Below are 22046 nucleotides of genomic sequence, written 5' to 3' on the forward strand. Positions count from 1 at the left end.
TTGGGCCAGGGGAACGCCCTCCGAAGGGGCGAGCATCAAGGCCTGCTCAACCTGCGCTGATCCGCCACACACGGCGTTAGCCTTTTCGCCGCGTCACCCCCCTAAAGTCGGGAAAACGACGGACGAGGAGAGACATGGGCGATCGCGAGACGCTCAGGCTGAACGCCTTGCGGTCCTTCGGCGTCCTGGACACCCAGGCCGACCCTGCGATCGACCGGTTGGCCGGCCTGGCCGCGAACCTGTTCGACACCCCGATCGCCGTGGTCTCCCTCGTCGACGAACAACGCCTGTGGTTCAAGGCCAGGGTCGGCGTCGACGCCACCGAAACGCCGCGCGACAACGCCTTTTGCGGTTACGCCATAGAGCTGGGGCCCGAGGCCGTCATGGTGGTCGAGGACGCCTCGACCGACCCGCGCTTCATTAACAATCCCCTGGTCACGGGCCCGCCCGACCTGCGTTTCTACGCCGGCGCCGCCCTGACCACCAAGGACGGCCATAACCTGGGAACGCTGTGCGTCCTCGACCACAGGCCACGTTCCCGGCCCGACGACGCGGCGCTGGAGCGGCTGAGGCTGCTGGCGCGGATCGTGGTTGACGAATTCGAGCTGGCCAAGGCCCACCGGGAGACCCGCGAAAAGCAGCGCCTGCTCGAGATGGCCGAGACCATGGCCGGCGTTGGCCATTGGCGTCTGGACCTGTCCACCGGCGCCGTCGCCTGGTCGGACGCGGTGTACGCCATCTACGGCGTCGATCGGGAGACCTTCGATCCCAATATCGACGACACGGTCGCCTTCTACCATCCGGAGGATCGCGAACTGGTCCGGCGTCACGTGCTCTCGACCATCGAGACGCGGACAGGATTCGACTTCCAGGTTCGCCTCATTCGCGCGGACGGCGCCTTGCGGCATGTGGTCAGCCGCGGCGTCTGCGAACAGGACGACCAGGGGCGGCCGACAGCGGTTTTCGGGCTCTTCCAGGATGTCACCGATGCGGTCGGGACGATCGACACCCTCCGCCGCAGCGAGCAGCGCTACCGCCTCGTCACGGAACGGGCGGGCGACGTCATCACCTGCTACGACTTTTCGGGACGCGGCAAGTTCATCTCGCCGGCCATCCAGCGCCTGCTTGGCTACACCGTGGCCGAGACCGCAGGACTGACCGTCCCCAGCGTCCTGCATCCAGACGACCGGGACGCGGTCATGACGGTGTTCGGCGAGATGTCGCGGGGCCTGGACCACAAGACGATCCAGCACCGGTCGCGGCACAGGCTGGGCCACTATGTCTGGGTCGAATCCAACCTGCAGCTGGTGCGGGACGGAACCGGCGCGCCCGAGGAGATCGTCAGCGTTTCCCGCGACATCTCCGACCGCAAGGCCCTGGAGCTGGACCTGATCGCGGCGCGTGACGACGCCCGCGAACAGGCCCAGCGCGCGCTGCTCGCCGAAGACATCGGCGGCCTAGGTTATTGGCGATACGACCTGCGCACGCGCCATCTCGACGTCTCGCGCAAGATGTTCGAGATCTATGGCCTGGACTATGTCGAGCAGCCTGAAATCGACCTCTTCAACGACCGGCTCCATCCCGGCGACCGGGCCTGGACGCTGGCGCGGATCGCCGAACGCCTGCGCACCGGCGAGGACGACCATAACGTGCCCACCCGCATCATCCGCCCCGACGGAGAGGAGCGCTGCGTCTCGGGCAGCTCGATCACCGTCAAGGCCGCCGACGGCCTGCCCGCGTTCATGATGGGCACGGTTCGCGACATCACCGAAGACCGCAAGGCCCAAGCCGCCCTCGCCGAGAACGAGGCGCGCTATCGCCTGCTGGCCGACAACGCCAGCGACATGATCGCCACCTTCAATCCCGACGGGAGATCTGCTTCATCTCGCCGGCCTGTCGCACCATGCTGGGCCGCGAGCCGGAGGAGCTGATCGGCCGGCGCGCCGTCGACCTGACCCATCCCGACGACCGGGATCACATGATCAACTACTATGCGGCCCTGATCGGTCGCGGTCCTTCCGCGATCTCGGAGCCCTACGAGTTCAGGGCGCAACACAAGGACGGTCGGTGGATCTGGCTGGAAGGCCAGCCGAAGCTGTCCTTCGACGAAGCCGGCGTGCTGGTCGCCATCCAGGACGTCGCCCGCGAGATCACCGCGCGCAAGGCGATGGAGGCGGCGCTGATGGAGGCCCGCGCCGAAGCCGAGGCCGCCGCCGCGGTCAAGTCCGAGTTCCTGTCGAACATGAGCCATGAACTGCGCACGCCGCTGACCGCCGTGCTCGGCTTCTCGCGCCTGATCGAGGGCCAGCCCGAGCTGTCACCCACCACCCGGCGGTTCGTCGACCGGGTCGCCAACGCCGGCCAGGCCCTGATGTCGACCGTCAACGACATCCTCGACTTCTCCAAGCTGGAAGCCGGCCAGGTCGAGATTCGAAGCGCCGTCTGCGACCCCCGCCGCCTGGTCGAGGACGCGCTGGACCTCTTCGCCTGCCAGGCCCAGGAAAAGGGGATCGTGCTCGACATCGTCGGCGCAGAGACCCTGCCCTCCGCCCTGTTCATCGCGCCCGATCGGGTGCGCCAGGTGTTGCTCAACCTGATCGGCAACGCCGTCAAGTTCACCGACCGCGGCGGGGTCACGGTCGAGGTCGCGTGGCGCCGAGGCCCGAAGAGCCTGCTGATCTCGGTCCGCGACACCGGCGGCGGCGTTCCGGCCGATCGGCTGGACCAGCTCTTCAGGCGCTTCTCGCAGATCGACGGCTCCTCCACGCGCCGACATGGCGGCACGGGCCTGGGCCTGGCCATCTGCAAGGGGCTGGTCGAGGCCATGGGCGGCCAGATCGGCGCCGAGAGCGCCCTTGGCCGGGGCAGCCGCTTCTGGTTCGAACTGCCCGCCGGCGAGGTCGAGCCTGCGGCCCTGGCCAGCGCCTCGAACCAGGCGGCCGCCCTTCCCGTCGCTTGCCGCGTGCTGGTGGTCGACGACAATCCCGTCAACCGCGACCTGGTCCGCACCGTGCTGGACGCCCTCGGCGCCGAAACCAGCGAAGCCGTCGACGGCGAAGCGGCGGTGGCCCGGGCGGAGGCCGAGCCGTTCGACGTCATCCTGATGGACCTGCGGATGCCGGGCATGGGCGGGGTGGCCGCGGCGCGGGCCATTCGTCGCGGCCGCCTCAACGACAATGTTCCGATCATCGCCTTCTCCGCCGACGCGACGGAGGCGCCCCCCGGCGTGTTCGACGGCGTCGTCGCCAAGCCGCTCGAAACCCGCGCCCTGATCGACGAGATCAACCGCGCGCTGCAGTTCGAAACGGTCGACCATGCAGCCTGAAGCCCGACCCAGACGAATCTTCATCGCCGAGGATGACCGCAGCGTCCTGGAACTGCTGACCACAAGGTTGGGTCTGGCCGGCTACGACACCGTCTTCGGCCGCGACGGCTGGGAGGCGCTCGACGGCATCCACAGCACGCAACCTGCGGCCATCATTCTGGACGTCAACATGCCGCGCCTCGACGGTTTCGGCGTCCTTCGCCACCTGAGGAAAAGTCCGCGCGTGGCGCACATCCCCGTCATGATGCTGACAGCCCGCAACGCGCCGGGCGACATCAAGGAAGCGCTGACCCTGGGCGCCCGCGACTATCTGGCCAAGCCCTTCACCGACGCCCAGCTTCTCGCCCGCGTGACGCGGCTGCTGAGGCCAAGACCTGTTTCGACGCCGGCGAACGAGAGCATCCTGCTCTGAGGCGGGATCGGATTGGCGAGGACCTGCGCCTCGAGCGTTTCGCGTCCACTTTGCTGCTCTAGCGTGGCGCGAGATGGCGCCGGGGCTTGGCCTGGGCCTCCCGCACCGCCTGGGCCGCCTGCTCGCTGGCGAGACGAGCCAGCCGGGCCCTGCGCGCGGCGATCCACTCCTGGACCAGCAGCACCCACCCGAACGTGGTTTCCTTATGGGTCTTGATCGCTTCGTCCATCATGATCACCCTTCCTGGCGTTCCATGAGTGGAAAATCGGCTTTCACGTCCGGGATGACAAACGCGGCTTCCTTGCGTAAGCATAAGCCGTACTTATGCCTGACATCCTCGCCAGCCTGCCGCTCAGCGCCATCCGCATCTTCGAGGCCGCCGCGCGCCTGAAGAGTTTCACCCGCGCCGCCGACGAACTGGGCGTCAGCCAGGCCGCGGTCAGCTGGCAGGTGAAGGCGCTGGAGCAGCGCCTGGACCAGCCGCTGTTCACGCGACTGCCCCGCGAGGTGACCCTGACCCCGGCGGGCGAGCGCCTGTCGCGGGCGGCGACCGAGGCGATGAGCGTCCTGCGCACGGCGGTGTCCGACCTGGTCGACACCGAGGAGGGCGTGCTGTCGATCACCACGGTGCAGAGCATCGGCGGCCACTGGCTGGCGCCGCGCCTGGGCGGCTTCCAGATCGCCCACCCCCGCATCGCCGTGCGGCTCGACGCCTCCAGCCGGGTGGTCGACCTGCAGCGCGAGCCCTTCGACCTGGCCCTGCGGGCCGGGGGCGGCGTCTGGCCGGGGATGGAGGCGCATCTGCTGGTCCCCTCCGTCCAGACCGTGCTGTGCACGCCCACCGTCCTGGCGCGCTCCGGCGGCCTGACGAATCCGGCCGACCTTTTGCGGGCCCCGCGGATCGGGTCTCCTGACTTCTGGGTGCGTTGGTTCGAAGCGGCCGGCGTCGACGCCAGCGACGATCGCGCCCCGCCGCGCCTGTCGGCCGACGCCCAGGCGCTGGAGGTGGCTACCGCCCTGGCCGACCAGGGCTTCGCGCTGGGCTCGCCGATCTTCTTCGCCCAGGAGATTGCCCAGGGCCGGCTGGTCGCGCCGTTCGACATTACCGCCAACTACGGCGGCGGCTACTGGCTGGCCTATCCGGCCGAACGCCGCCGCGTGCGCAAGATCGCCGTCTTTCGCGACTGGATCCTGGACCAGGCCGCGGCCGATCCGCTGATTGCGCGCTATAGCCGACGCAAGAGCGTGGCAGGCGAAGCGGCTTCGCCGACCAATCCGCTCTATGACGCCCCAGGTCCTGTGGGCCGTTGGGCGTTCGGCGTAGAGGCGCCGCCCTCGTCCTTCGACAAGCTCAGGATGAGGGCGACTGGCAAGGCGGTTGAGTAGAATTCCTCATCCTGAGCTTGTCGAAGGACGAGGAATTCGGCCCAAGGCCGTCAACTGCCCACAGACCCTAGCGCACCTCGTACCCGTAGCGCCTGATGATGGCGATCGCGGCCGGGGACTTCAGGAAGGTCAGGAACGCCCGGGCCGCGGGGTTCTTCTCGCCTGTCCGCAGCAGCACGGCCTGCTGCTGGATCGGGGCGTGGTCAGCGGCCGGGACCAGCCAGCGTGATCCGCCCGGCTGGTCGATCACCTGCGACAGGGCGACGAAGCCCAGCTCGGCGTTGCCGGTGGCCACATACTGGTAGGCCTGGGTGATCGAGGCGCCCCGGACGATCTTCGGCGCCAGGGCGTCGTAGACCTTGAGCTTGCGCATCGTCTCCACCGCGGCCTCGCCATAGGGCGCGGCCGCGGGATCGGCGATGGCCAGCTTGGCGAACCGGTCCGACGCCAGCACCGCGCCCTTGCCGTCGACCAGGCCTGGCGTCCGGGAATACAGCACCAGCCGACCGACGGCGTAGGTGAACCGCGCGCCGGGGACGGCCAGCCCCTCCTGCTCGGCCTTCAGGGGTCGTTCCGCATCGGCCGACAGGAACACCTCGTACGGCGCTCCGTGCGCCATCTGGGTGTAGAACTGGCCCGAAGAGCCGAAGCTCAGCGTGGCGGTGTGGCCGGTCTTGGCCTTGAAGGCGGCGGCGATCGCCTTGGCCGGCTCGGTGAAGTTGGCGGCGACCGCCACCTTGGTGTCGGCGGCCAGGACGGGCGTCGCGGCCAGGGCGAAAGCGACCCCGAACAGGGCCAGGCCGACCAGCTTGAAGCGGCGGGTGATCATGCGAACTCTCGAAAAACGGACGCCTGGTGCGTTATGTAGTTCAACTACCGAACGCTGGGAACGGTCAAGCCTTGGCGCCTTTCATGTGTGGCTAGGCTCGGTCGCGGCGCCGCGGCGGGATGCCCTGGTAGGCGGTGTTGGGCGCGATCTTCAGGGTCCGGCGCGCCTCGTCCAGCGGCAAGGCGAACAAGGCCGGATAGTCGACCGCCGGCAGCCAGGCGGCCGCCCGGCCGTTGCGCCAGGCCTCGCGCACCGCCTTGCCGTAGGGCAGGTCCGGCGCCGCCTTCTGCAGATGGCGCGCCCCGGCCAGGGCGATGACCGCGAAGCCCAGGCTACGGGTCTGGGCGTGGGAAAAGGCCACCACGCAGACCTCGCCCAGCGCGTCCGTGCCGTAGCCGGTCAGCACGTGCCAGACGTCGTGAACGTCGCGCATGCGTCGTGCGTACCAAGCCAGGGGATGGGCCGCGTCGACGTCGCCCTCGCGAACCTTGCGGCTTTCCTCGGCCAGGCCCGCGGCGGACAGGCCACGCGGGGCGATGAAGTCACGATAGGCGGCGCCGACCGTGCCGGGGCCGAACTGTTCCAGCCACGCCGGATCCGACAGCCGCTCGGCGAACTCGTCGCGCTCGTAGGCGATGCGGCCGCCCTCGGGGGTGCTCAGCAGCCGGCGGTAGCCGTTCGGGATCGCCTTGCCCGACAAGGCCCGCATGATCTCGAACACCTGGGCGGTATCCTCCTTGTCGGCGAGCAGGCGCCGGACGGCCCGCAGCGCCCGCAAAGGCTGCAGGTTGAACGTGCCGCGCATCCGCCTCATCGGTTCGCGAGGCTTTGGCCCACCGAGCACTTGCGTGACTGCGATCATGGGGCATGCTCCTGCTGGACCCGATAAAGATGACATGGCGTCATTTTTATTCAAGAGGGTTCAGAGACCCGCGCGGGAACCTTGGCGCACAGCCAAACGGCAATTGGGACAGGCGAGATGGGCAGTCTGAAGAAGCGTTCGATCAACCTGGCCGGCCACGCGACCTCCCTGGCCCTGGAGCCCGAATTCTGGGCCGTGCTGCAGGCGGCGGCCGGGGCCGACAAGATCAGCATCGCCGGCCTGATTCAGCGGATCGACGCCGGACGCGGCGAGCGCCCCCTGGCCTCGGCCTGCCGGGTGTTCGCCCTGCAACGCGCCCAGGCGGGCAAGGCCGGGACGATCTAGGACCTGTGGACAGCTGGGCGTTCAGCGCCGGAGGCTCGCCTCGTCCTTCGACAGGCTCAGGATGAGGCCGACTTGCAGAGCGGCTGAGTAGAATTCCTCATCCTGAGCCTGTCGAAGGACGAGGAATTCGGCCCAAAGATCTTCGACCGTCCCTAGACCTAGCCCTGCTCGACGCCCGGCCCCGGCTTGGGAAGCGGCAGGGGCGCGGGATCGGGCGATCGATACGGCAGCGCAGGCCTGTCCGGCAGTCGCATCGACAGGTCGGCCGACCGCACGGTCAGCAGGCCGGAACGCCAGCCGCCGACCACCAGGGCGGCGATCAGCAGCAGCACGCCCAGCAAGGTCAAGCCGGCCACCCCCAGGTGCTGCAACCTGATATCGTGATGACGCGCCATGGCGTCCTCCTCGTTGGCGGGCCCTAGCCGGCGGGCTTGGGCGCGTCGGGAACCTTGGGCGCCTCGACCTGCGGGGCGGACACGTTGATGTCGACCCGCTTCTTCTGGGTCACGCCGCCGGCGAAGACGAAGTAGGCGATCACCGCCACCACGACCACCAGGGCCCCGATGATGAACGCCATGCCGGTCCCGCCGCCACCGCTCGTATTGGTTTCTTCAGCCACGTTGGTCTCCCGTGTTGTCGTCCCCATTCGAACAAACGGCAGGTGAAGGGCGAAGTTCCTGACAGGGAGGGCGGCGGATCGGCGCAAGGGCTTAAGCCGGACGATCTTTGTGCTACATATGTTCCATGTCCCAAGGCTTCGACTCGTCCCCTTCTTCCGACGGCTTCCCCGGCGATCTTCCCGCCCCCCGCATCTCCGACCTGGCCCGCCCGCGCGGGCCGGAGGGTCCGGCGCGGACCTATCTGGAGGGGCTGAACCCCGAACAGCGGGCGGCGGTCGAGGCCACCGAGGGCCCGGTGCTGGTGCTGGCCGGCGCCGGCACCGGCAAGACCCGCGTGCTGACCACCCGTCTGGCCCACATCCTGGCGACGGGCCGCGCCCGGCCGTGGGAGCTGCTGGTCGTCACCTTCACCAACAAGGCCGCGCGCGAGATGCGCGAGCGGATCACCCACATCATCGGCGACGAGGCCGAGGGCCTGCGCTGGCTGGGCACGTTCCACTCCGTGGCGGCCCAGATCCTGCGCCGCCACGCCGAGCTGGTGGGGCTGAAATCCAGCTACACGATCATCGACACCGACGACCAGGAACGACTGCTCAAGCAGTTGATCGAGGCCGCCGATATCGACGCCAAGCGCTGGACGCCGCGCGCCCTGGCCGGACTGATCGACACCTGGAAGAACCGCGGCTGGACGCCCGACCGCGTGCCGCAGAGCGAAGCGGGCGAGTTCGCCAACGGCCGGGGGATCACCCTCTATCGCCAGTACCAAGAGCGGCTGCGCATCCTCAACGCCTGCGACTTCGGCGACCTGCTGCTGCACAACATCACGATCTTCACGGCCAATCCGGACGTGCTGGCCGACTTTCAGCGGCGCTTCCAGTACGTGATGGTCGACGAGTACCAGGACACCAACGTCGCCCAGTACCTGTGGCTGCGCCTGCTGGCCCAAGGGCGCCAGAACGTCTGCTGCGTGGGCGACGACGACCAGTCGATCTATGGCTGGCGGGGCGCGGAGGTCGACAACATCCTGCGCTTCGAGCGCGACTTCCCCGGCGCCAAGGTCATCAAGCTGGAGCGCAACTACCGCTCCACCGAGCACATCCTGGCCGCCGCCTCGGGCCTGATCGACGCCAATAAAAGCCGGCTGGGCAAGACCCTGTGGACCGAGGCCTCGGGCGGCGAGAAGGTCAAGGTCAGCGGCGTCTGGGACGGCGAGGCCGAGAGCCGGATGGTCGCCGACGAGATCGAGAAGGCCAAGCGGGCTGGCCGCAAATACAGCCACATGGCCATCCTCGTGCGGGCCTCGTTCCAGATGCGCGCCTTCGAAGAGCGGTTCGTGATGCTGCAGATCCCCTACAAGGTGGTCGGCGGCCCCAGGTTCTTCGAACGCGCCGAGATCCGCGACGCCCACGCCTATCTGCGCCTGATCCAGTCGCCCGACGACGACCTGGCTTTCGAGCGCATCGTCAACACGCCCAAGCGCGGCATCGGCGACACCTCCGTGCAGAAGCTGCTGCAGATCGCCCGGCTGGAGGGGATCTCGACGGTGGACGCCGCCCGGGTGATCATCGGCGGCGACGACCTGCCGGCCCGCACCCGCACGGCGCTGAGCAACTTCCTGCGCGACCTGGACCGCTGGCGGGCTCTCGCCGCCACCACCCCGCACCAGCGCGTGATGGAGGCGGTGCTGGAGGAGAGCGGCTATACCGACGCCCTGCGCCTCGACAAGGGCCCCACCAGCCAGACGCGGCTGGAGAACCTGAAGGAACTGGTCCAGTCGATGAGCGCCTTCGACACGCTCGAAGGCTATCTGGAGCACGTGTCGCTGGTCATGGACCTGGACAAGGGCGCCGGCGACGACGCGGTCTGGATCATGACCCTGCACTCGGCCAAGGGTCTGGAGTTCCCGCTGGTCTTCCTGCCCGGCTGGGAGGAAGGCGTGTTCCCCAGCCAGCGCAGCATGGACGACAAGGGCGAGAAGGGCCTCGAGGAAGAGCGCCGCCTGGCCTATGTCGGCATCACCCGGGCCCGCGAGGAGGCGCGGATCAGCTTCGTGGCCAACCGCCAGGTCTATGGCCGCTGGACCAGCCAGCTGCCGTCGCGCTTCGTCGACGAACTGCCCCTGGCCCACGTCGATGCGGCCTCGGAGACCGGCTATTACGGCGGCGGACCGGGCATGCAGCAGACGGTGTCGTCGCGCTGGGACGATCCGGGGACCAGCACCTTCACCGCCGGCAGCTATGACAGCCCTGGCTGGAAGCGGGCCCAGGAACGGACGGCCCATTCCGAAAGAGGGGGCTTCAGCGAGCGCGGAGCCACCTGGCGCAGCGGCGGCTCGGCCGCCCGCTCGGCGCCGATCGAGGGCGAAGGCCGGCTGGTCGCGGTCTCGGCCAGCTCGGCGGCCAGCGCCTACACGCGCGGCGACCGGGTGTTCCACGTCAAGTTCGGCTACGGCAAGGTGACGGGCGTCGAGGGCAACAAGCTCAACGTGTCGTTCGACAAGGCCGGCGACAAGAAGGTGATCGACAGCTTCGTGGAGAAGGCCTGAGGCGGAGGGGCAGGGCCTCGCCCCTCCCCTAACCGTGCGACCGGGCCCATATTCCCCTGCATGGCTGCTTCCCGCCTCCGCGTGATCGATCTGGAGACCGCCGGAAACGGTCCGCATGACGTCTGCGAGATCGGCTGGCAGGATGTCACGCTGGGCCCGGACGGCCGCTGGCGCGTCGACGAGGGCCGGGGATCCCGACTGGTCAATCCCGGTCGCCCGATCACCCCGGAAACCATGGCGGTGCACCACATCATCGACGACGACGTCGCTGGTGCGCCGTTCTGGAAGGCGGTGGCGGGCGAGGTCCTGAAGCCCGAAGGCGGCGTCCAGGCCCTCGCCGCCCACCGCGCCGCCTTCGAACAGCGCTACTGCACGCCGAGGTTCACCGGCGGCGCGCCCTGGATCTGCACGTGGAAGTGCGCTCTGCGGCTGTGGCCGCACCTGACCAGCTTCTCCAACCAGATGCTGCGCTACCAGCGCAGGCCCGAAGGCCTGGTCCGCGAGCTGGGCCTGCCGGCCCATCGGGCCCTGCCGGACGCCTACGTCACCGCCCATCATCTGCGCGACATGCTCGACGAAGCCCCGCTGGAGCAGCTTCTGGCCTGGAGCCGCGAGCCGGGCCTGCTGCCGCGCGTGCCCGCCGGTCCTGAACGCGGCAAGCCCTGGAATCGCCTCGGCGTCGAAACGCTGCGGGCCTTCGCCCAGGATCGCGACCCGAACCTCCGCTTCAGCGCCGAAACCGAACTGCGCCGCCGAGGCGAGACCGCGGAGCTGGCGGCCGACGAACCGGCGCAGCGGACTTTGCTCTGAGGGCAATCGCGATCAAATAGCCGCTGGAAGCCCGCGCTATCCCTGCTGCATGCTTCGTCGCGAGACCCGCCCATGAACCCTGTCGAGAAAGCCATCTGGTTCATAGAAGGCCATTTCGCCCAGCCTCTCGACCTGGACGACATCGCCGAGGCCGGCGGGATTTCGCGTTTCCACATGTCCCGCGCCTTCGTGGTCGCCACCGGTCGCCCGGTGATCGGCTATCTGCGCGCGCGGCGGCTGTCGGAGGCGGCGCGGGCGCTGGCGCAAGGGGCTCCCGACATCCTGTCGGTGGCCCTGGAAGCCGGCTACGGCTCGCACGAAGCGTTCACCCGCGCCTTCCGCGACCAGTTCGGGGTCACGCCCGAGCAGGTGCGGGCCAGGCGCGATATCGCCAACCTGACTCTGGTGGAGCCCATCATGCTCGACAGCACGCCCCGTAACGACCTGCCCCCGCCTCGCTTCGAAGACGGCCGCCCGCTACTGATCGCCGGCGTCCAGCAGCACTATGACTGCAACGACGCCGGCGCCGGTATTCCCAGCCAATGGCGACGGCTGGTCCCTCATCTGGGCCACATCCCCAACCAGGTGGGCGGCGACCAAGCGTACGTCACCTATGGCGTCTGCGCCAATGCCGACGACCACGGCGACTTCGACTATCTGGCCGGGGTCGAGGTGGCGGCCTTCTCCGACCTGCCGGCCGGGTTCTCCACCCTGCGCATCCCGCCGCAACGCTACGCGGTGTTCCGCCACGCCGAGCACATTTCCACGATCCGCGCGACCATGCGGGCCATCTGGACCGTCTGGCTGCCGGCCTCGGCCTATGACGCCGCCGACGCGCCGCTGTTCGAGCGCTACGGCCCGGAGTTTGATCCGCGCACCGGCGAAGGCGGGCTGGAGATCTGGCTGCCGGTGAAGGCGAAGGCCTAGCCGCGAACCCGGGCCGGATTGCCCACCACCGTCGCGCCCCGGGGCACATCGCGGGTGACCACGCTGCCGGCGCCGACAATGGCGTCGTCGCCAATGGTCACGCCAGGCAGGATGATCGATCCGCCGCCGATCCAGACGTTCTCGCCGATGCTGACCGGGCGGGCGTATTCGATGCCCGTCCGGCGCTCGACCGGATCGCGCGGATGCTCGGCGGTGTAGATCTGAACGTGCGGCCCGATCGTCGTGGCCGCGCCGATGGTCACCGCGGTGACGTCCAGGATCACGCAGTTGAAGTTGAGGAACACGCCCTCGCCGATGGCGATGTTGTAGCCGTAGTCGCAGTGGAACGGCGGCCGGATGCTGACGCGGTCGCCGACCTCCGCCAACAACTCGCGCAGCAGGGCGTGACGTTCCGACGGCGGCAGGTCCAGGGCGTTGTAGCGTCCCATCCAGGCCGCCGCCGCCTCGTGATCGGCCATGACCTCGGGATCGACGGGACTGTAGAGGTCGCCGGCCAGCATGCGCTGCTTGTGGGTGCGGACGTCGGTCACGAGGCGGAGACTCCTTGCTCGCCCTCTCCATGCCAGACGCGGGACCTGGGGACAAATTGAGGGGCGTCCGGCCGCTTCAAAACCGCTCCAGCGCCTCGCGCACCATGTCCGGCGCGTGATCGATCACCCGCAGATAGGCGGTCAGGGCGGCGTCCGGCCGGGTCTGGCCCAGTTCGAGCGCCGCCAGCTGGGCCGGCGGAATGCCGAAGGCCCGCGCGAACTCGCCCTGAGACAGACCACTGCGCCAGCGCACGCCCTGCACCAGGGCCCGGGCCGAACGGACCTGGCCGGGGTCGGCCTGATCGTCGACGGCCATGTCGGCGGTGATCTGGGATCTGGTCATGCAACGCTCCTCGCACTGGCCCCGAGCGGGTGTGTAGGCGCTTTGCGTTGCAGGAATTCGACCCCTTTGCGTCGGCGGGGCGACTCTATCAGGGCTTTTTGGGCGTGAGCACCTTGGGCTGGCCGGCCATGGCCCGGGCCTTGGCGTCGACAGCCTCGACGCCCTTCAGCGGGTCGCCGGCCGCCTCGAGCATGCTGTTGAAAACCTTCAGGTCCTTGGTGCTGATCTTCTGGATGTCCTTGTCCCTGGCCCATTCCAGGCCGATCAGCTGGCCCAGCCGGCAGGCCTTGGGCAGCAACGTCGGCTGCTCGGCGGGACCGCCCTTGGCCAACAGCTTGCCGACGATGTCGTTCCAGTTCGGCGAGCCCGAGAAGCAGAACGACAGGTGATCGCAGGTCCCGGTCCAGAACCGCTTGTACCAGCGCAGGTGCTCGTCGGTGTCGAAGCGGATGGCGTCGGTCGGCCTGACCACCGACCGGCAATCGGCGCGCACGAACTCACCGGCCCGAGCGACCGGCGCGATCCCCAACAACGCCACGGCCGCCAGGACCGTCCAACCTCTACGCAACGCCAACAGCAACTTCCCCGAAACGCGACCGAACACGTCCTTTTCGGACGCTCTACCCAAACTTGGTATCGCGCTGATTAAGAACGATCTTCCGACAAAAATGCGGCGGTCGCCTCGATGGCTTCCACCAGGCTGACCCGCTCGATCGTCACGCCCTCGGGCAAACTGGAGAACAGGCGCGTCGGCGCGGCGGCGTCCAGCATCACGAACACCCCCCGGTCGTCGGCCCGGCGGATCAGACGGCCGAACGCCTGGCTGATGCGGGCGCGGGCGGTCGAATCGTCATAGCCCTTGCCGCCAAACCGCGCCCGGCGGGCTTTGTGCAACACGTCGGGACGGGGCCAGGGCACGCGGTCGAAGACCAGCAGGCGCAAGCTGCGGCCCGGCACGTCGATGCCGTCGCGGATGGCGTCGGTGCCCAGCAGGCAGGCGTCCTCCTCGGCCCGGAAGATGTCGACCAGTGCGCCGGCCTCCAGCGGGTCGACGTGCTGGGCGTAGAGCGCCAGGCCCTGGTCGGCCAGGGGCGCGGCGATCCGCTCGTGCACGGCCTTCAACCGGCGGATGGCGGTGAACAGGCCCAAGCCCCCGCCACCGGCCGCCAGGAACAGCTCGCGCATCGCCGCCGACACCTGGCGCGGATCATCCTTGCCGACGTCGGTGACCACGAAGGCGCGGGCGTTCTTCTCGTAGTCGAACGGCGAGACCAGGCGCAGCACCTTGGGGCTTTGCGGCAGGCGGGCGGCGCCGGTCCGCATCTCGGCCAGGGCGAAGGGGTCCTCCAGGGCCGGGTCGGTCAGGGTGGCGCTGGTCACCAGCACGCCGTGGGCGGGCGACAGCACCGCCGCGCGCAACGGCTCGGTCGGGTCTACCCAATGGCGACGGCAGGCCGCGTCGACCACCCGGCCGTATAGGAACGTGGCCTCGAACCAGTCGACGAACTCCGGGTCGTCCTCGGCGTCCTCGTCGATGGCCTTGAGGATCGAGCGCCAGGCCGGCAGGGTCATGCGCGCCCGGCGATCCAGGCCGCGAAGGGCGCCCTCGATCCGCGCCCGCTCCGAGGTGGGCAGGGTGTCGGCCTCCTCGTCGAGCACGTCCTCCAGATGGCGGGCCAGGGCCAGCAGGGGCGCCTCGATGGCCGCCAGGGCCTTGGCCGCCTCGCCGGCCCGCTCGCGCACCAGCTCGATGGCCGGGCGGGCGGCGCATTGCAGGCCCTGCTCGGCCGCGCCGGGACGGTCGGTGACTCGAGCCCGCAGCTGTTCAATCACCGAGACCAAGTATGTTTCAATAGGCCCGATCGGATTGACCTGACCGTCGGGCGGCGCGATCCGGCCTGACCAGCCTTCGCCGGGCAGGGCCGCGGCGGCGTGCAGGGCGGCGTTCAAGGCGCCGCGGGCGCCTTCGCGCTCGCCGATGATGTCCAGAAGCCGGGCCTCCAGCCCTCGGCCCCGCCGGCCGCGGCCTTCGGGTCCGCGCAGCCAGCGCCGCAGCTCGGCCGCCTCGGCCCCGGACAGGGCGGCCGAGAAGGCGCTGTCGGCGGCGTCGAACAGGTGGTGGCCTTCGTCGAAGACGATGCGCTTGAGCGAAGTGGTCTCGTTGTCGCCCTTCAGGCCGCGCGCCGCCCGGGCCCCGTCGAAGGCCGCCTGGCTCAGCACCAGGGCGTGGTTGGCGATCACGATGTCGGCGCGCTTGCTGGCCCGCACGGCCTTCTCGATGAAGCAGACGCGGTAGTGCTGGCAGCCGGCGTGGATGCACTCGCCGCGCCGATCGACCAGGTTGGCTGGGCCGGCCTGGACCGAAGGCGCGACGGCGAACAGGGTCGGCAGCCAGGCCGGGAAGTCGCCGCCGGTCATGTCGCCGTCGCGGCTGGCGCGCGCCCAGCGGGCCGCCAGGCCCAGGCCGATCAGGTCACCGTTGCCCAGCTGGGCGGTGTTGACCTGTTCCTGGAAGTTCAGCAGGCACAGATAGTTCTCGCGCCCCTTGCGGACCACCGCCTTGCGGGCCCGCACCAGCGGGTCGGGATAGATCGAATGGCTCTCGCGCTCGATCTGCCGCTGCAGGGCGCGGGTATAGGTGCTGATCCACACCGAGGGTCCGTTCATCTCGGCCCACACCGAGGCCGGCGCCAGATAGCCCAGGGTCTTGCCGACCCCGGTGCCGGCCTCGGCCAGCATCATCTGCGGCTCGCCCTCGCGCTCGCGCGGGGCGAAGGCGTAGGCCGCCTCGCGGGCGAAGGTGTCCTGGGCCTCGCGCGCCTCGTCTAGGCCCGAGCGCTGCAGCAGCTCGCGGAGACGTTCGCTGGCGCGTTCGGGATCGACCGGGCGCGAGCCGGGCTCACCGGGCGGCGCCTGGTCTTCCCACTCCACCGCGCGAGCCCAGACGTCGAGGCCGGAGCTGCGGAACTGGTTGCCGACCGGGGCCGAGCGCAGGGCGCCGACCACCGCCGGCCCCCAGGCCCAGCCGGCCCGGGCCAGGGTCTCGGCGACCGCCAGGGCCTCCTCGCGCGACGGCCTGGGCGTCATCGCCAGTTCGTGCAACAGGGCGCCGGCCGCGTCGCGCAGGGTCTGGGCCTGGGCGGGGGCGCCCTTGGGCTCGGGCAGCCCCAGGGCGGTGGCCAGCCCCACCGCCGACGGCGCGCAGAAGGTGGCCGGGCGGGTGAAGGCGTACAGCTCCAGCACGTCGAACACGCCGCGGCCGCGCGCCGGGGCCTGCAGGTTCAGCCGCTTGGCGGTCATGGAGGCGTGGGCGACCAGGACAGGGCCGTGTTCGAACAGGTCGCGGGCGTCGGGCGTGCGCAGCGGCCGCCCGCCGCCTTCGTCGCCCGACCGGCCCGTGGCCCCGTCGGCATAGCCGGCCCGCGGCCCGGGCAGCACCACCAGGGCCGGGGCAAGATCGAGGGTGGGAATCTGGGCGCTCACGGCCCCTTGTTAGCAGTTCGGAGCCCGAAACAAAATGCGAACGGAAACGTCAGGCGATCGGGGTTTCCGAGGAACCGCCTTCGAGGCGCTCGGCGGCGTCCGACGCGGCTTGCGCCACCTCCTGGTCGTCGCTCTCGGCGGCCATCCGATAGAGCTGCGCCGCCTTGGCCAGGCTGGCCTTCACGCCTTCGCCATCCTCGTACATCTGGCCCAGCGCGTAATAGGCCGTCGAATTGCCGGCCCGGGCCGAGAGGACATAAAGGCGCAGGGCCTTTTCGAGGTCGACGTCGACGCCCTCGCCGTTCTGATAGGCGGCGGCGACATTGGCCAGGGCCACCGCCGAACCGCGCTGGGCCGCCTCCACATAGAGCGCCAGCGCCCGCCCCTCGTCGACCGGCATGCCGTAGCCCTGCAGGGCGTAGGTGCCCAGGTCGTTGATCGCGTCGACCGAGCCGGCGGCGGCGGCCTTGCGCATCCAGGCGACCGCCCGGGTCTCGTCGGCGGTCACGCCGCGTCCCAGCTGATAGGCCAGGGCCAGCTTGTACATCCCGCCCTCGTCGCCGCCCGCCGCGGCGCGCCAGTACCAGCCCAGGGCCTGGGTCAGGTCCTCGGCGCTGGTCTCGTAGACCAGGCCGGCGTTGTAGGCGCCCAGGGCGTCGCCCTTGGCGGCGGCGGCCTTGTACAGCGACAGCGCCTTGGCCTCGTCCTGGTCCAGGTCCTCGCCGACGAAATAGAGGTTGCCCAGGGCGATCATGCAGCCGGTGTCGCCGGCCTTGACTCCGGCGTTCAGCCAACGCACCGCGGCCTCGACGTCGCGCTGGTCGCCCTTGGCGTTCAGATAGCTGTCGGCCAACAGGTCGTAGGCGCCGACGTCGCCGGCCTGCGCGCGGCGCAGCAGTTCGGCCCGCGCCGGGGCCTTCGGCGCGGCGGACGCGGCCAGGGACGGCGCACCAACCGCCAGCATCGCCGCCAAGGCCAAGCCTGCAAGGCCGTTCCGAGCCATCCGTCCCATGCGCGCCACGCCCCTCGCGATCCTGTCCTTCGGGTAGCCCCGCCTACCATCCTTGTCAAAAGGCCGGACTTAGACAGGTTGACGCATGGAAACGGAACGGGAACATGCTATAGGCCGGTCAATGGCCGAGGCGACCGCCCTTCCTCCCCGCTTTCAGCAGTGGTTCGCCTTGCGCGGCTGGGCGCCGCGTCCGCACCAGCTGGCCATGGTCGAAAAGGGCCGGCAGGGCCGCGACGCCCTGCTGATCGCCCCGACCGGCGGCGGCAAGACCCTGGCGGGCTTCCTGCCCAGCCTGATCGAGCTGGCCGAACGCCCGCCGCGCAACACCCCGGCCGGGGTGCACACCCTCTACATCTCGCCGCTGAAGGCTCTGGCGGTCGACATCGAGCGCAACCTGGCCACGCCGATCCGCGAGATGGGCCTGAACATCGTCGCCGAGAGCCGCACCGGCGACACCGGCGAGGCCCGCAAGCAGCGCCAGCGCCTGCGGCCGCCCGACATTCTGCTGACCACGCCCGAGCAATTGGCGCTGTTCTGCGCCTGGGAGGGCGCGCGCACCTATTTCGCCGACCTGTCCTGCGTGATCATCGACGAGGCCCACGCGATGTGGCCAACCAAGCGCGGCGACCTGCTGGCGCTGGGCCTGGCGCGGCTGCAGCTGTTCGCGCCGCGGATGCGCCGGGTGGGCCTGTCGGCGACGGTGGACGACCCGGACCTGGTGCGGCGGTGGTTGGGCCATAACTCTTCCCCTCCCCCTTGTGGGGAGGGGGCAGGGGGTGGGGGAACCGCGCTCACGGCGTCTGCCGCCCTGCCGGCCGCCCCCCACCCCCAACCCCTCCCCACAAGGGGGAGGGGAGCAAAGGATGTGGACCTGGTTCTCGGCTCCGGCGGCGCGCAGCCGATCGTCGAGGTGCTGGTCTCCGGCGGCCGCGTGCCGTGGGCCGGCCACACGGCCGAGCACGCCATGGCCGAGATCTACGAGATCATCAAAGGGGCCAAGACCGCCCTGGTCTTCGTCAACACGCGCTTTCAAGCGGAATTTGCCTTCCAGGAGCTGTGGAAGCTGAACGACGACGGCCTGGCCATCGCCCTGCACCATGGCAGCCTGGCGGCCGAGCAGCGGCGCAAGGTCGAGGCCGCCATGGCGCGCGGCGCGATCCGCGCCGTGGTCTGCACCTCGACTCTGGACATGGGCATCGACTGGGGCGACGTCGACCTGGTGATCCAGCTGGCCGCGCCGAAGGGCGCCTCGCGGATGGTCCAGCGGATCGGCCGCGCCAACCACCGCCTGGACGAGCCCTCGCGCGCCATCCTGGCCCCGGCCAACCGCTTCGAATACCTGGAGTGCCGCGCCGCCGCCGACGCCATCCTGGGCGGCCACCTGGACGGCGAGCCGGCCCGGATCGGCACGCTGGACACCCTGGCCCAGCACATTATGGGCTGCGCCTGTTCCGAGCCCTTCGCCCTGACCGACCTCTATGACGAGGTCCGCACCGCCGGCCCCTATGCCGACCTGTCGTGGGAGGATTTCGAGACCGTCGTCGATTTCGTCTCGACCGGCGGCTACGCGCTTCGCACCTACGACAAGTTCCGCCGCATCGTCCCGGGCCAGGACGGCCTCTGGCGGGCCCGAAACGCCCAGGCGGTGCTGGCCCACCGGATGAACGTCGGGGCCATCGTCTCGCCGGCCATGATCAACGTGCGGATCGGCGGCGGCAAGCGACCGATGGGCGGCAGGAAGGTCGGCGAAGCCGAGGAAGGCTTCTTCGAGCAGATGAAGCCGGGCGACACCTTCATCTTCGCGGGCCAAGTGTGGCGATTCAACAGCCTGGTCGGGGCCGACGCCTTCGTCAGCCCGGCGCCGGACAAGGATCCGATGCTGCCCAGCTGGGGCGGATCGAAGTTCCCGCTGTCGACCTATCTGGCCGGCCGCGTGCGGGCGATGATGCACGACGAGGCCGAATGGCCCGCCCTGCCCCCGGACGTCCAGGAATGGCTAGGCCACCAGAAGCTCCGCTCGATCATCCCCGAGCGCGACGAGATGCTGCTGGAGACCTTCCCGCACGGCAAGCGCTTCCACCTGGTCTGCTATCCGTTCGAGGGCCGCCTGGCCCACACCACCCTGGCCATGCTGCTGACCCGGCGACTGGACCGGCTGGGCATCGGCCCGCTGGGCTTCGTGGCCAACGACTACGCGGTCAACATCTGGGCGCTGAAACCTATGGACGCCCTGGACCTGGACGAGCTGTTCGCCCAGGACATGCTGGGCGACGACCTGGAGGCCTGGCTGGCCGAGAGCTTCCTGATGAAGCGGGCCTTCAAGGCCTGCGCCCTGATCTCGGGCCTGATCGAGCGCCGCCATCCGGGGCAGGAGAAGTCCGGCCGCCAGGTGACGTTCTCGACCGACCTGATCTATGACGTCCTGCGCCGCCACCAGCCCGACCACCTGCTGCTGCGCTGCGCCCGCGCCGACGCGGCGACCGGATCGCTGGACGTGGCGCGGCTGGGTGAGATGCTGGCGCGGGTCCAGGGCCGCATCCGCCATGCGGCGCTGGACCGCGTGTCGCCGATCGCCGTGCCGATTATGCTGGAGATCGGCCGCGAGCGCGCGCCGGGCGACGCGGCCGGCGAAATGATCCTGGCCGAGGCCGAGGAAGACCTGATCGCCGAGGCGATGGCTTGATGAGAGTGTGTGCGGCGTGACCAGCCTGGCGTTCCAGATCGGCGATTGCGGCGGCCTGCGGCTCGAGATCGCGGGCGCGCGCGCGGTGCTGCGCCACTCCGGAGCGCTATGGCTGGAAACCGAGCGCACGATGGTGGTGGCCGACCTGCACTTCGAGAAGGGCAGCAGCTACGCCGCGCGCTTCGGCCAGATGCTGCCGCCCTACGACACCCGCGAGACCCTCGACCGGCTGGAGCACGAGTTGGCCGCCCTGTCGCCCGCCACCCTGGTGTTCCTGGGCGACAGCTTCCACGACGGGGCCGGCGAGGATCGGCTGCCGGGCGAGGACCGGGCCCGCATCGCCGCCCTGGCCGTGGGTCGCCAGCTGATCTGGGCGGTGGGCAACCACGACGAGGACGGCCCCCGCGCCCTGCCCGGCGACGTGGTCGACGAGGCGGCGATCGCCGGCCTGACCTTCCGCCACGAGCCCCTGCCCGGCGCCCAGCCCGGCGAAGTGGCCGGCCACCTGCATCCGGCGGCCAGGGTGACCAGCGGCCGGGCCACGATCCGTCGGCGCTGCTTCGTCACCGACGGCGCGCGCCTGGTGCTGCCGGCCTTCGGGGCCTTCACCGGCGGATTGAACATCCTGGACCAGGCCTTCGCCCCCCTGTTCGGCGGCCCAGCCCTGGCCGCCGCCCTGGGCCCCCGTCGAGTGCACGCGGTCGGCTGGAAGTCGCTGCGTCCGGACTGAGGCCTGGCGGGACGGATCACCCTTCCCGCCTGGGCGTTTGATCCCCGGGACGTTGGAAGGAGTATCGTCATGCGACCGATCCTGATCGGCGTCGGCGCCGTTCTGGTCCTGTCGGGCGCGCCCGCGGCCGCCCTGGCCGGAGAAGCCCCAGTCAAGACCGTGGCCAAGCTCGACGCCAAGGACCCGAAGTACGACACCGAGGCTTGCAAGGCCCTGCGCGCCAAGGCGATCGACTACGAAGAGCCCGGCCTGGTGAAGAAGGCGTTGAAGGTGGGCGGCAACGCCGTCGTGCCGCTGGCCGGCACCGTGGCCTCGGCGGCCCTGGGCATGAAGCAGGACAGCAAGGCGGAAAAGCTGAGCAAGCAGGTGGCCGCCGCCTGCGTGTCCGATCCGCTCAACGAGGCGACGCCGCTGATCAACGCGCCGAAATCGGAGGCCAGTGCGGCCGTGGTCGCGGTCCAGGCGCCGGTGGCCGACGTCGTCACGGGCACGGCGGTGAACGCGGCGGCCACAGAAACGGTAGCCGTCACCCAGTAGGCGTTCCTACAGGTGGAGGGCCTGCTCCAGGGCGAAGGCCAGCGAGATGGCCGCGCCTGAGGTCAGCAGGGTGCGAAGGCGCGGGCGCCAGGCCGGCCCCTCGTGGTTGGTCACGTCCCACAGCCATTGGAGGATGAAGACCAGCAGAAAGCCGGAAAGCTGCCAGGCCGGCTCGAACTTCAGGCCGCCCAGCAACAGGCCAAAGCCGGCCAGGGGAAACAGCAGCGACAGGCCCAGGGTGATCCAGCGCGGGCGGGCGCGCTCGATCTCCAGGCCGCAGCGTATGCCCCCCAGGTACGACATCATGGCCGTCGAATAGGCCAGCAGGCTGATCAGCGCCACCTGGCGCATGTCGATCGGGCCGTAGCAGAACAGCGCCGAGCAGACCACGAACGGAACCAGGGTCGCCAGGCCGCAGACCCATACGGCCAGAGGAACCGGCACGCGATCCTGCGGATGATCGGCCGCTGCTGCTTCGAACGCCATGCCTACTCCTTCGGGCGTGAATGCCGACGCACGCCCTTCCCCCCGGAAGGGACCGACTATTACCGAGGTCTGCCCATAGGTCCACGGACGATATTTGGCCACAGGACACAGCTTGTGGACGAGCACCCTGGGATGCTCGTCCAAAAAGGTTTCGGAAATC

Annotated in this window: 22 protein-coding genes; 11 read left to right on the top strand and 11 right to left on the bottom strand. The window is 69.8% G+C overall.

Features of this window, described 5'->3' with window-relative positions; all coding sequences use genetic code 11:
- The first annotated feature begins 134 nt into the window (after positions 1-134).
- Genes G3M57_RS19960 through G3M57_RS19970 form a run of 3 tightly spaced genes read left to right on the top strand, consistent with a single transcriptional unit; the run spans position 135 to position 3737 of the window.
- Complete coding sequence (locus G3M57_RS19960; protein ID WP_163232576.1) at positions 135-1931, top strand: PAS domain S-box protein; 1797 nt, start codon at positions 135-137, stop codon at positions 1929-1931.
- Positions 1904-3325, top strand: coding sequence for a PAS domain-containing hybrid sensor histidine kinase/response regulator (locus tag G3M57_RS19965; RefSeq protein WP_163232578.1), 1422 nt, complete (start codon positions 1904-1906; stop codon positions 3323-3325). Before G3M57_RS19960 ends, G3M57_RS19965 begins: the two co-directional genes overlap by 28 nt.
- A complete protein-coding gene (locus G3M57_RS19970; RefSeq protein ID WP_163232580.1) occupies positions 3315-3737 on the top strand; it encodes a response regulator transcription factor in 423 nt (140 codons plus the stop codon). The genes G3M57_RS19965 and G3M57_RS19970 overlap by 11 nt, the downstream gene beginning before the upstream one ends.
- A 58-nt stretch (positions 3738-3795) precedes the next feature.
- Here G3M57_RS19970 and G3M57_RS19975 read toward each other — a convergent pair whose 3' ends face one another.
- Positions 3796-3969, bottom strand: coding sequence for a hypothetical protein (locus tag G3M57_RS19975; RefSeq protein ID WP_156402378.1), 174 nt, complete (start codon positions 3967-3969; stop codon positions 3796-3798).
- A gap of 92 nt (positions 3970-4061) precedes the next feature.
- On the opposite strand from G3M57_RS19975, the gene G3M57_RS19980 reads away from it, so the two are divergent.
- Positions 4062-5123 (top strand): LysR substrate-binding domain-containing protein, encoded by a 1062-nt coding sequence (locus G3M57_RS19980; protein WP_188916245.1) that lies wholly within the window; start codon positions 4062-4064, stop codon positions 5121-5123.
- Positions 5124-5190: 67 nt separating this feature from the next.
- Here the strand turns inward: G3M57_RS19980 and modA are convergent, their stop codons facing one another.
- Both modA and G3M57_RS19990 read right to left on the bottom strand, forming a co-directional pair.
- Positions 5191-5952 carry a molybdate ABC transporter substrate-binding protein gene (gene modA / locus G3M57_RS19985; protein WP_163232582.1) on the bottom strand — a complete coding sequence of 254 codons (762 nt, stop codon included), beginning with the start codon at positions 5950-5952 and terminating at the stop codon, positions 5191-5193.
- A 91-nt stretch (positions 5953-6043) separates the two neighbouring features.
- Entirely contained in the window at positions 6044-6814 is a 771-nt protein-coding gene (locus tag G3M57_RS19990) for a Coq4 family protein (protein ID WP_056761539.1), read from the bottom strand.
- A gap of 117 nt (positions 6815-6931) precedes the next feature.
- Here G3M57_RS19990 and G3M57_RS19995 point away from each other — a divergent pair, with 117 nt between their 5' ends.
- On the top strand, positions 6932-7159 hold the full coding sequence (locus tag G3M57_RS19995) for a ribbon-helix-helix domain-containing protein (protein WP_056761537.1): 228 nt from the start codon (positions 6932-6934) through the stop codon (positions 7157-7159).
- A gap of 158 nt (positions 7160-7317) precedes the next feature.
- Here G3M57_RS19995 and G3M57_RS20000 read toward each other — a convergent pair whose 3' ends face one another.
- Both G3M57_RS20000 and G3M57_RS20005 read right to left on the bottom strand, forming a co-directional pair.
- Complete coding sequence (locus tag G3M57_RS20000) at positions 7318-7554, bottom strand: hypothetical protein (RefSeq protein WP_163232584.1); 237 nt, start codon at positions 7552-7554, stop codon at positions 7318-7320.
- Between the two features lie 23 nt (positions 7555-7577).
- On the bottom strand, positions 7578-7778 hold the full coding sequence (locus tag G3M57_RS20005) for a hypothetical protein (RefSeq protein ID WP_056761532.1): 201 nt from the start codon (positions 7776-7778) through the stop codon (positions 7578-7580).
- Positions 7779-7903: 125 nt separating this feature from the next.
- Between G3M57_RS20005 and G3M57_RS20010 the strand changes: the two genes are divergently transcribed.
- The 3 genes from G3M57_RS20010 (at position 7904) to G3M57_RS20020 (ending at position 12061) form a co-directional block, all read left to right on the top strand.
- Positions 7904-10324: an ATP-dependent helicase gene (locus tag G3M57_RS20010; RefSeq protein WP_163232586.1), complete on the top strand. Its 2421-nt coding sequence runs from the start codon at positions 7904-7906 to the stop codon at positions 10322-10324.
- Between the two features lie 60 nt (positions 10325-10384).
- A complete protein-coding gene (locus tag G3M57_RS20015; RefSeq protein ID WP_163232588.1) occupies positions 10385-11134 on the top strand; it encodes a DNA polymerase III subunit epsilon in 750 nt (249 codons plus the stop codon).
- Positions 11135-11206: 72 nt separating this feature from the next.
- Positions 11207-12061 carry an AraC family transcriptional regulator gene (locus G3M57_RS20020; protein ID WP_163232590.1) on the top strand — a complete coding sequence of 285 codons (855 nt, stop codon included), beginning with the start codon at positions 11207-11209 and terminating at the stop codon, positions 12059-12061.
- Here the strand turns inward: G3M57_RS20020 and G3M57_RS20025 are convergent.
- The 5 genes from G3M57_RS20025 to G3M57_RS20045 all read right to left on the bottom strand — a co-directional run bounded on the left by G3M57_RS20025 (position 12058) and on the right by G3M57_RS20045 (position 17450).
- Positions 12058-12612 carry a sugar O-acetyltransferase gene (locus G3M57_RS20025; protein WP_280115548.1) on the bottom strand — a complete coding sequence of 185 codons (555 nt, stop codon included), beginning with the start codon at positions 12610-12612 and terminating at the stop codon, positions 12058-12060. The genes G3M57_RS20020 and G3M57_RS20025 overlap by 4 nt on opposite strands.
- 76 nt (positions 12613-12688) lie before the next feature.
- Complete coding sequence (locus G3M57_RS20030; RefSeq protein ID WP_056761521.1) at positions 12689-12955, bottom strand: helix-turn-helix domain-containing protein; 267 nt, start codon at positions 12953-12955, stop codon at positions 12689-12691.
- Positions 12956-13043: 88 nt separating this feature from the next.
- A complete protein-coding gene (locus tag G3M57_RS20035; RefSeq protein WP_163232592.1) occupies positions 13044-13529 on the bottom strand; it encodes a hypothetical protein in 486 nt (161 codons plus the stop codon).
- A 71-nt stretch (positions 13530-13600) separates the two neighbouring features.
- Positions 13601-16438 carry a helicase C-terminal domain-containing protein gene (locus G3M57_RS20040; RefSeq protein ID WP_163232594.1) on the bottom strand — a complete coding sequence of 946 codons (2838 nt, stop codon included), beginning with the start codon at positions 16436-16438 and terminating at the stop codon, positions 13601-13603.
- A 49-nt stretch (positions 16439-16487) separates the two neighbouring features.
- Positions 16488-17450 carry a tetratricopeptide repeat protein gene (locus G3M57_RS20045; RefSeq protein WP_163232596.1) on the bottom strand — a complete coding sequence of 321 codons (963 nt, stop codon included), beginning with the start codon at positions 17448-17450 and terminating at the stop codon, positions 16488-16490.
- Positions 17451-17571: 121 nt separating this feature from the next.
- Here G3M57_RS20045 and G3M57_RS20050 point away from each other — a divergent pair, with 121 nt between their 5' ends.
- The 3 genes from G3M57_RS20050 (at position 17572) to G3M57_RS20060 (ending at position 21400) form a co-directional block, all read left to right on the top strand.
- Complete coding sequence (locus G3M57_RS20050) at positions 17572-20133, top strand: ligase-associated DNA damage response DEXH box helicase (protein WP_163232598.1); 2562 nt, start codon at positions 17572-17574, stop codon at positions 20131-20133.
- 25 nt (positions 20134-20158) lie between these two features.
- Positions 20159-20863, top strand: a complete 705-nt coding sequence (pdeM, locus tag G3M57_RS20055; protein WP_163233813.1) for a ligase-associated DNA damage response endonuclease PdeM — start codon at positions 20159-20161, stop codon at positions 20861-20863.
- Positions 20864-20932: 69 nt separating this feature from the next.
- A complete protein-coding gene (locus tag G3M57_RS20060; RefSeq protein WP_163232600.1) occupies positions 20933-21400 on the top strand; it encodes a hypothetical protein in 468 nt (155 codons plus the stop codon).
- Between the two features lie 6 nt (positions 21401-21406).
- On the opposite strand, the gene G3M57_RS20065 is transcribed toward G3M57_RS20060, so the two are convergent.
- The gene (locus G3M57_RS20065) at positions 21407-21886 is read right to left on the bottom strand and encodes a DUF3429 domain-containing protein (RefSeq protein ID WP_056761506.1); all 480 of its coding nucleotides are present in this window, start codon (positions 21884-21886) and stop codon (positions 21407-21409) included.
- Positions 21887-22046: the final 160 nt, after the last annotated feature.

It is taken from the genome of Caulobacter rhizosphaerae, assembly GCF_010977555.1.
Lineage (GTDB): Bacteria > Pseudomonadota > Alphaproteobacteria > Caulobacterales > Caulobacteraceae > Caulobacter > Caulobacter rhizosphaerae.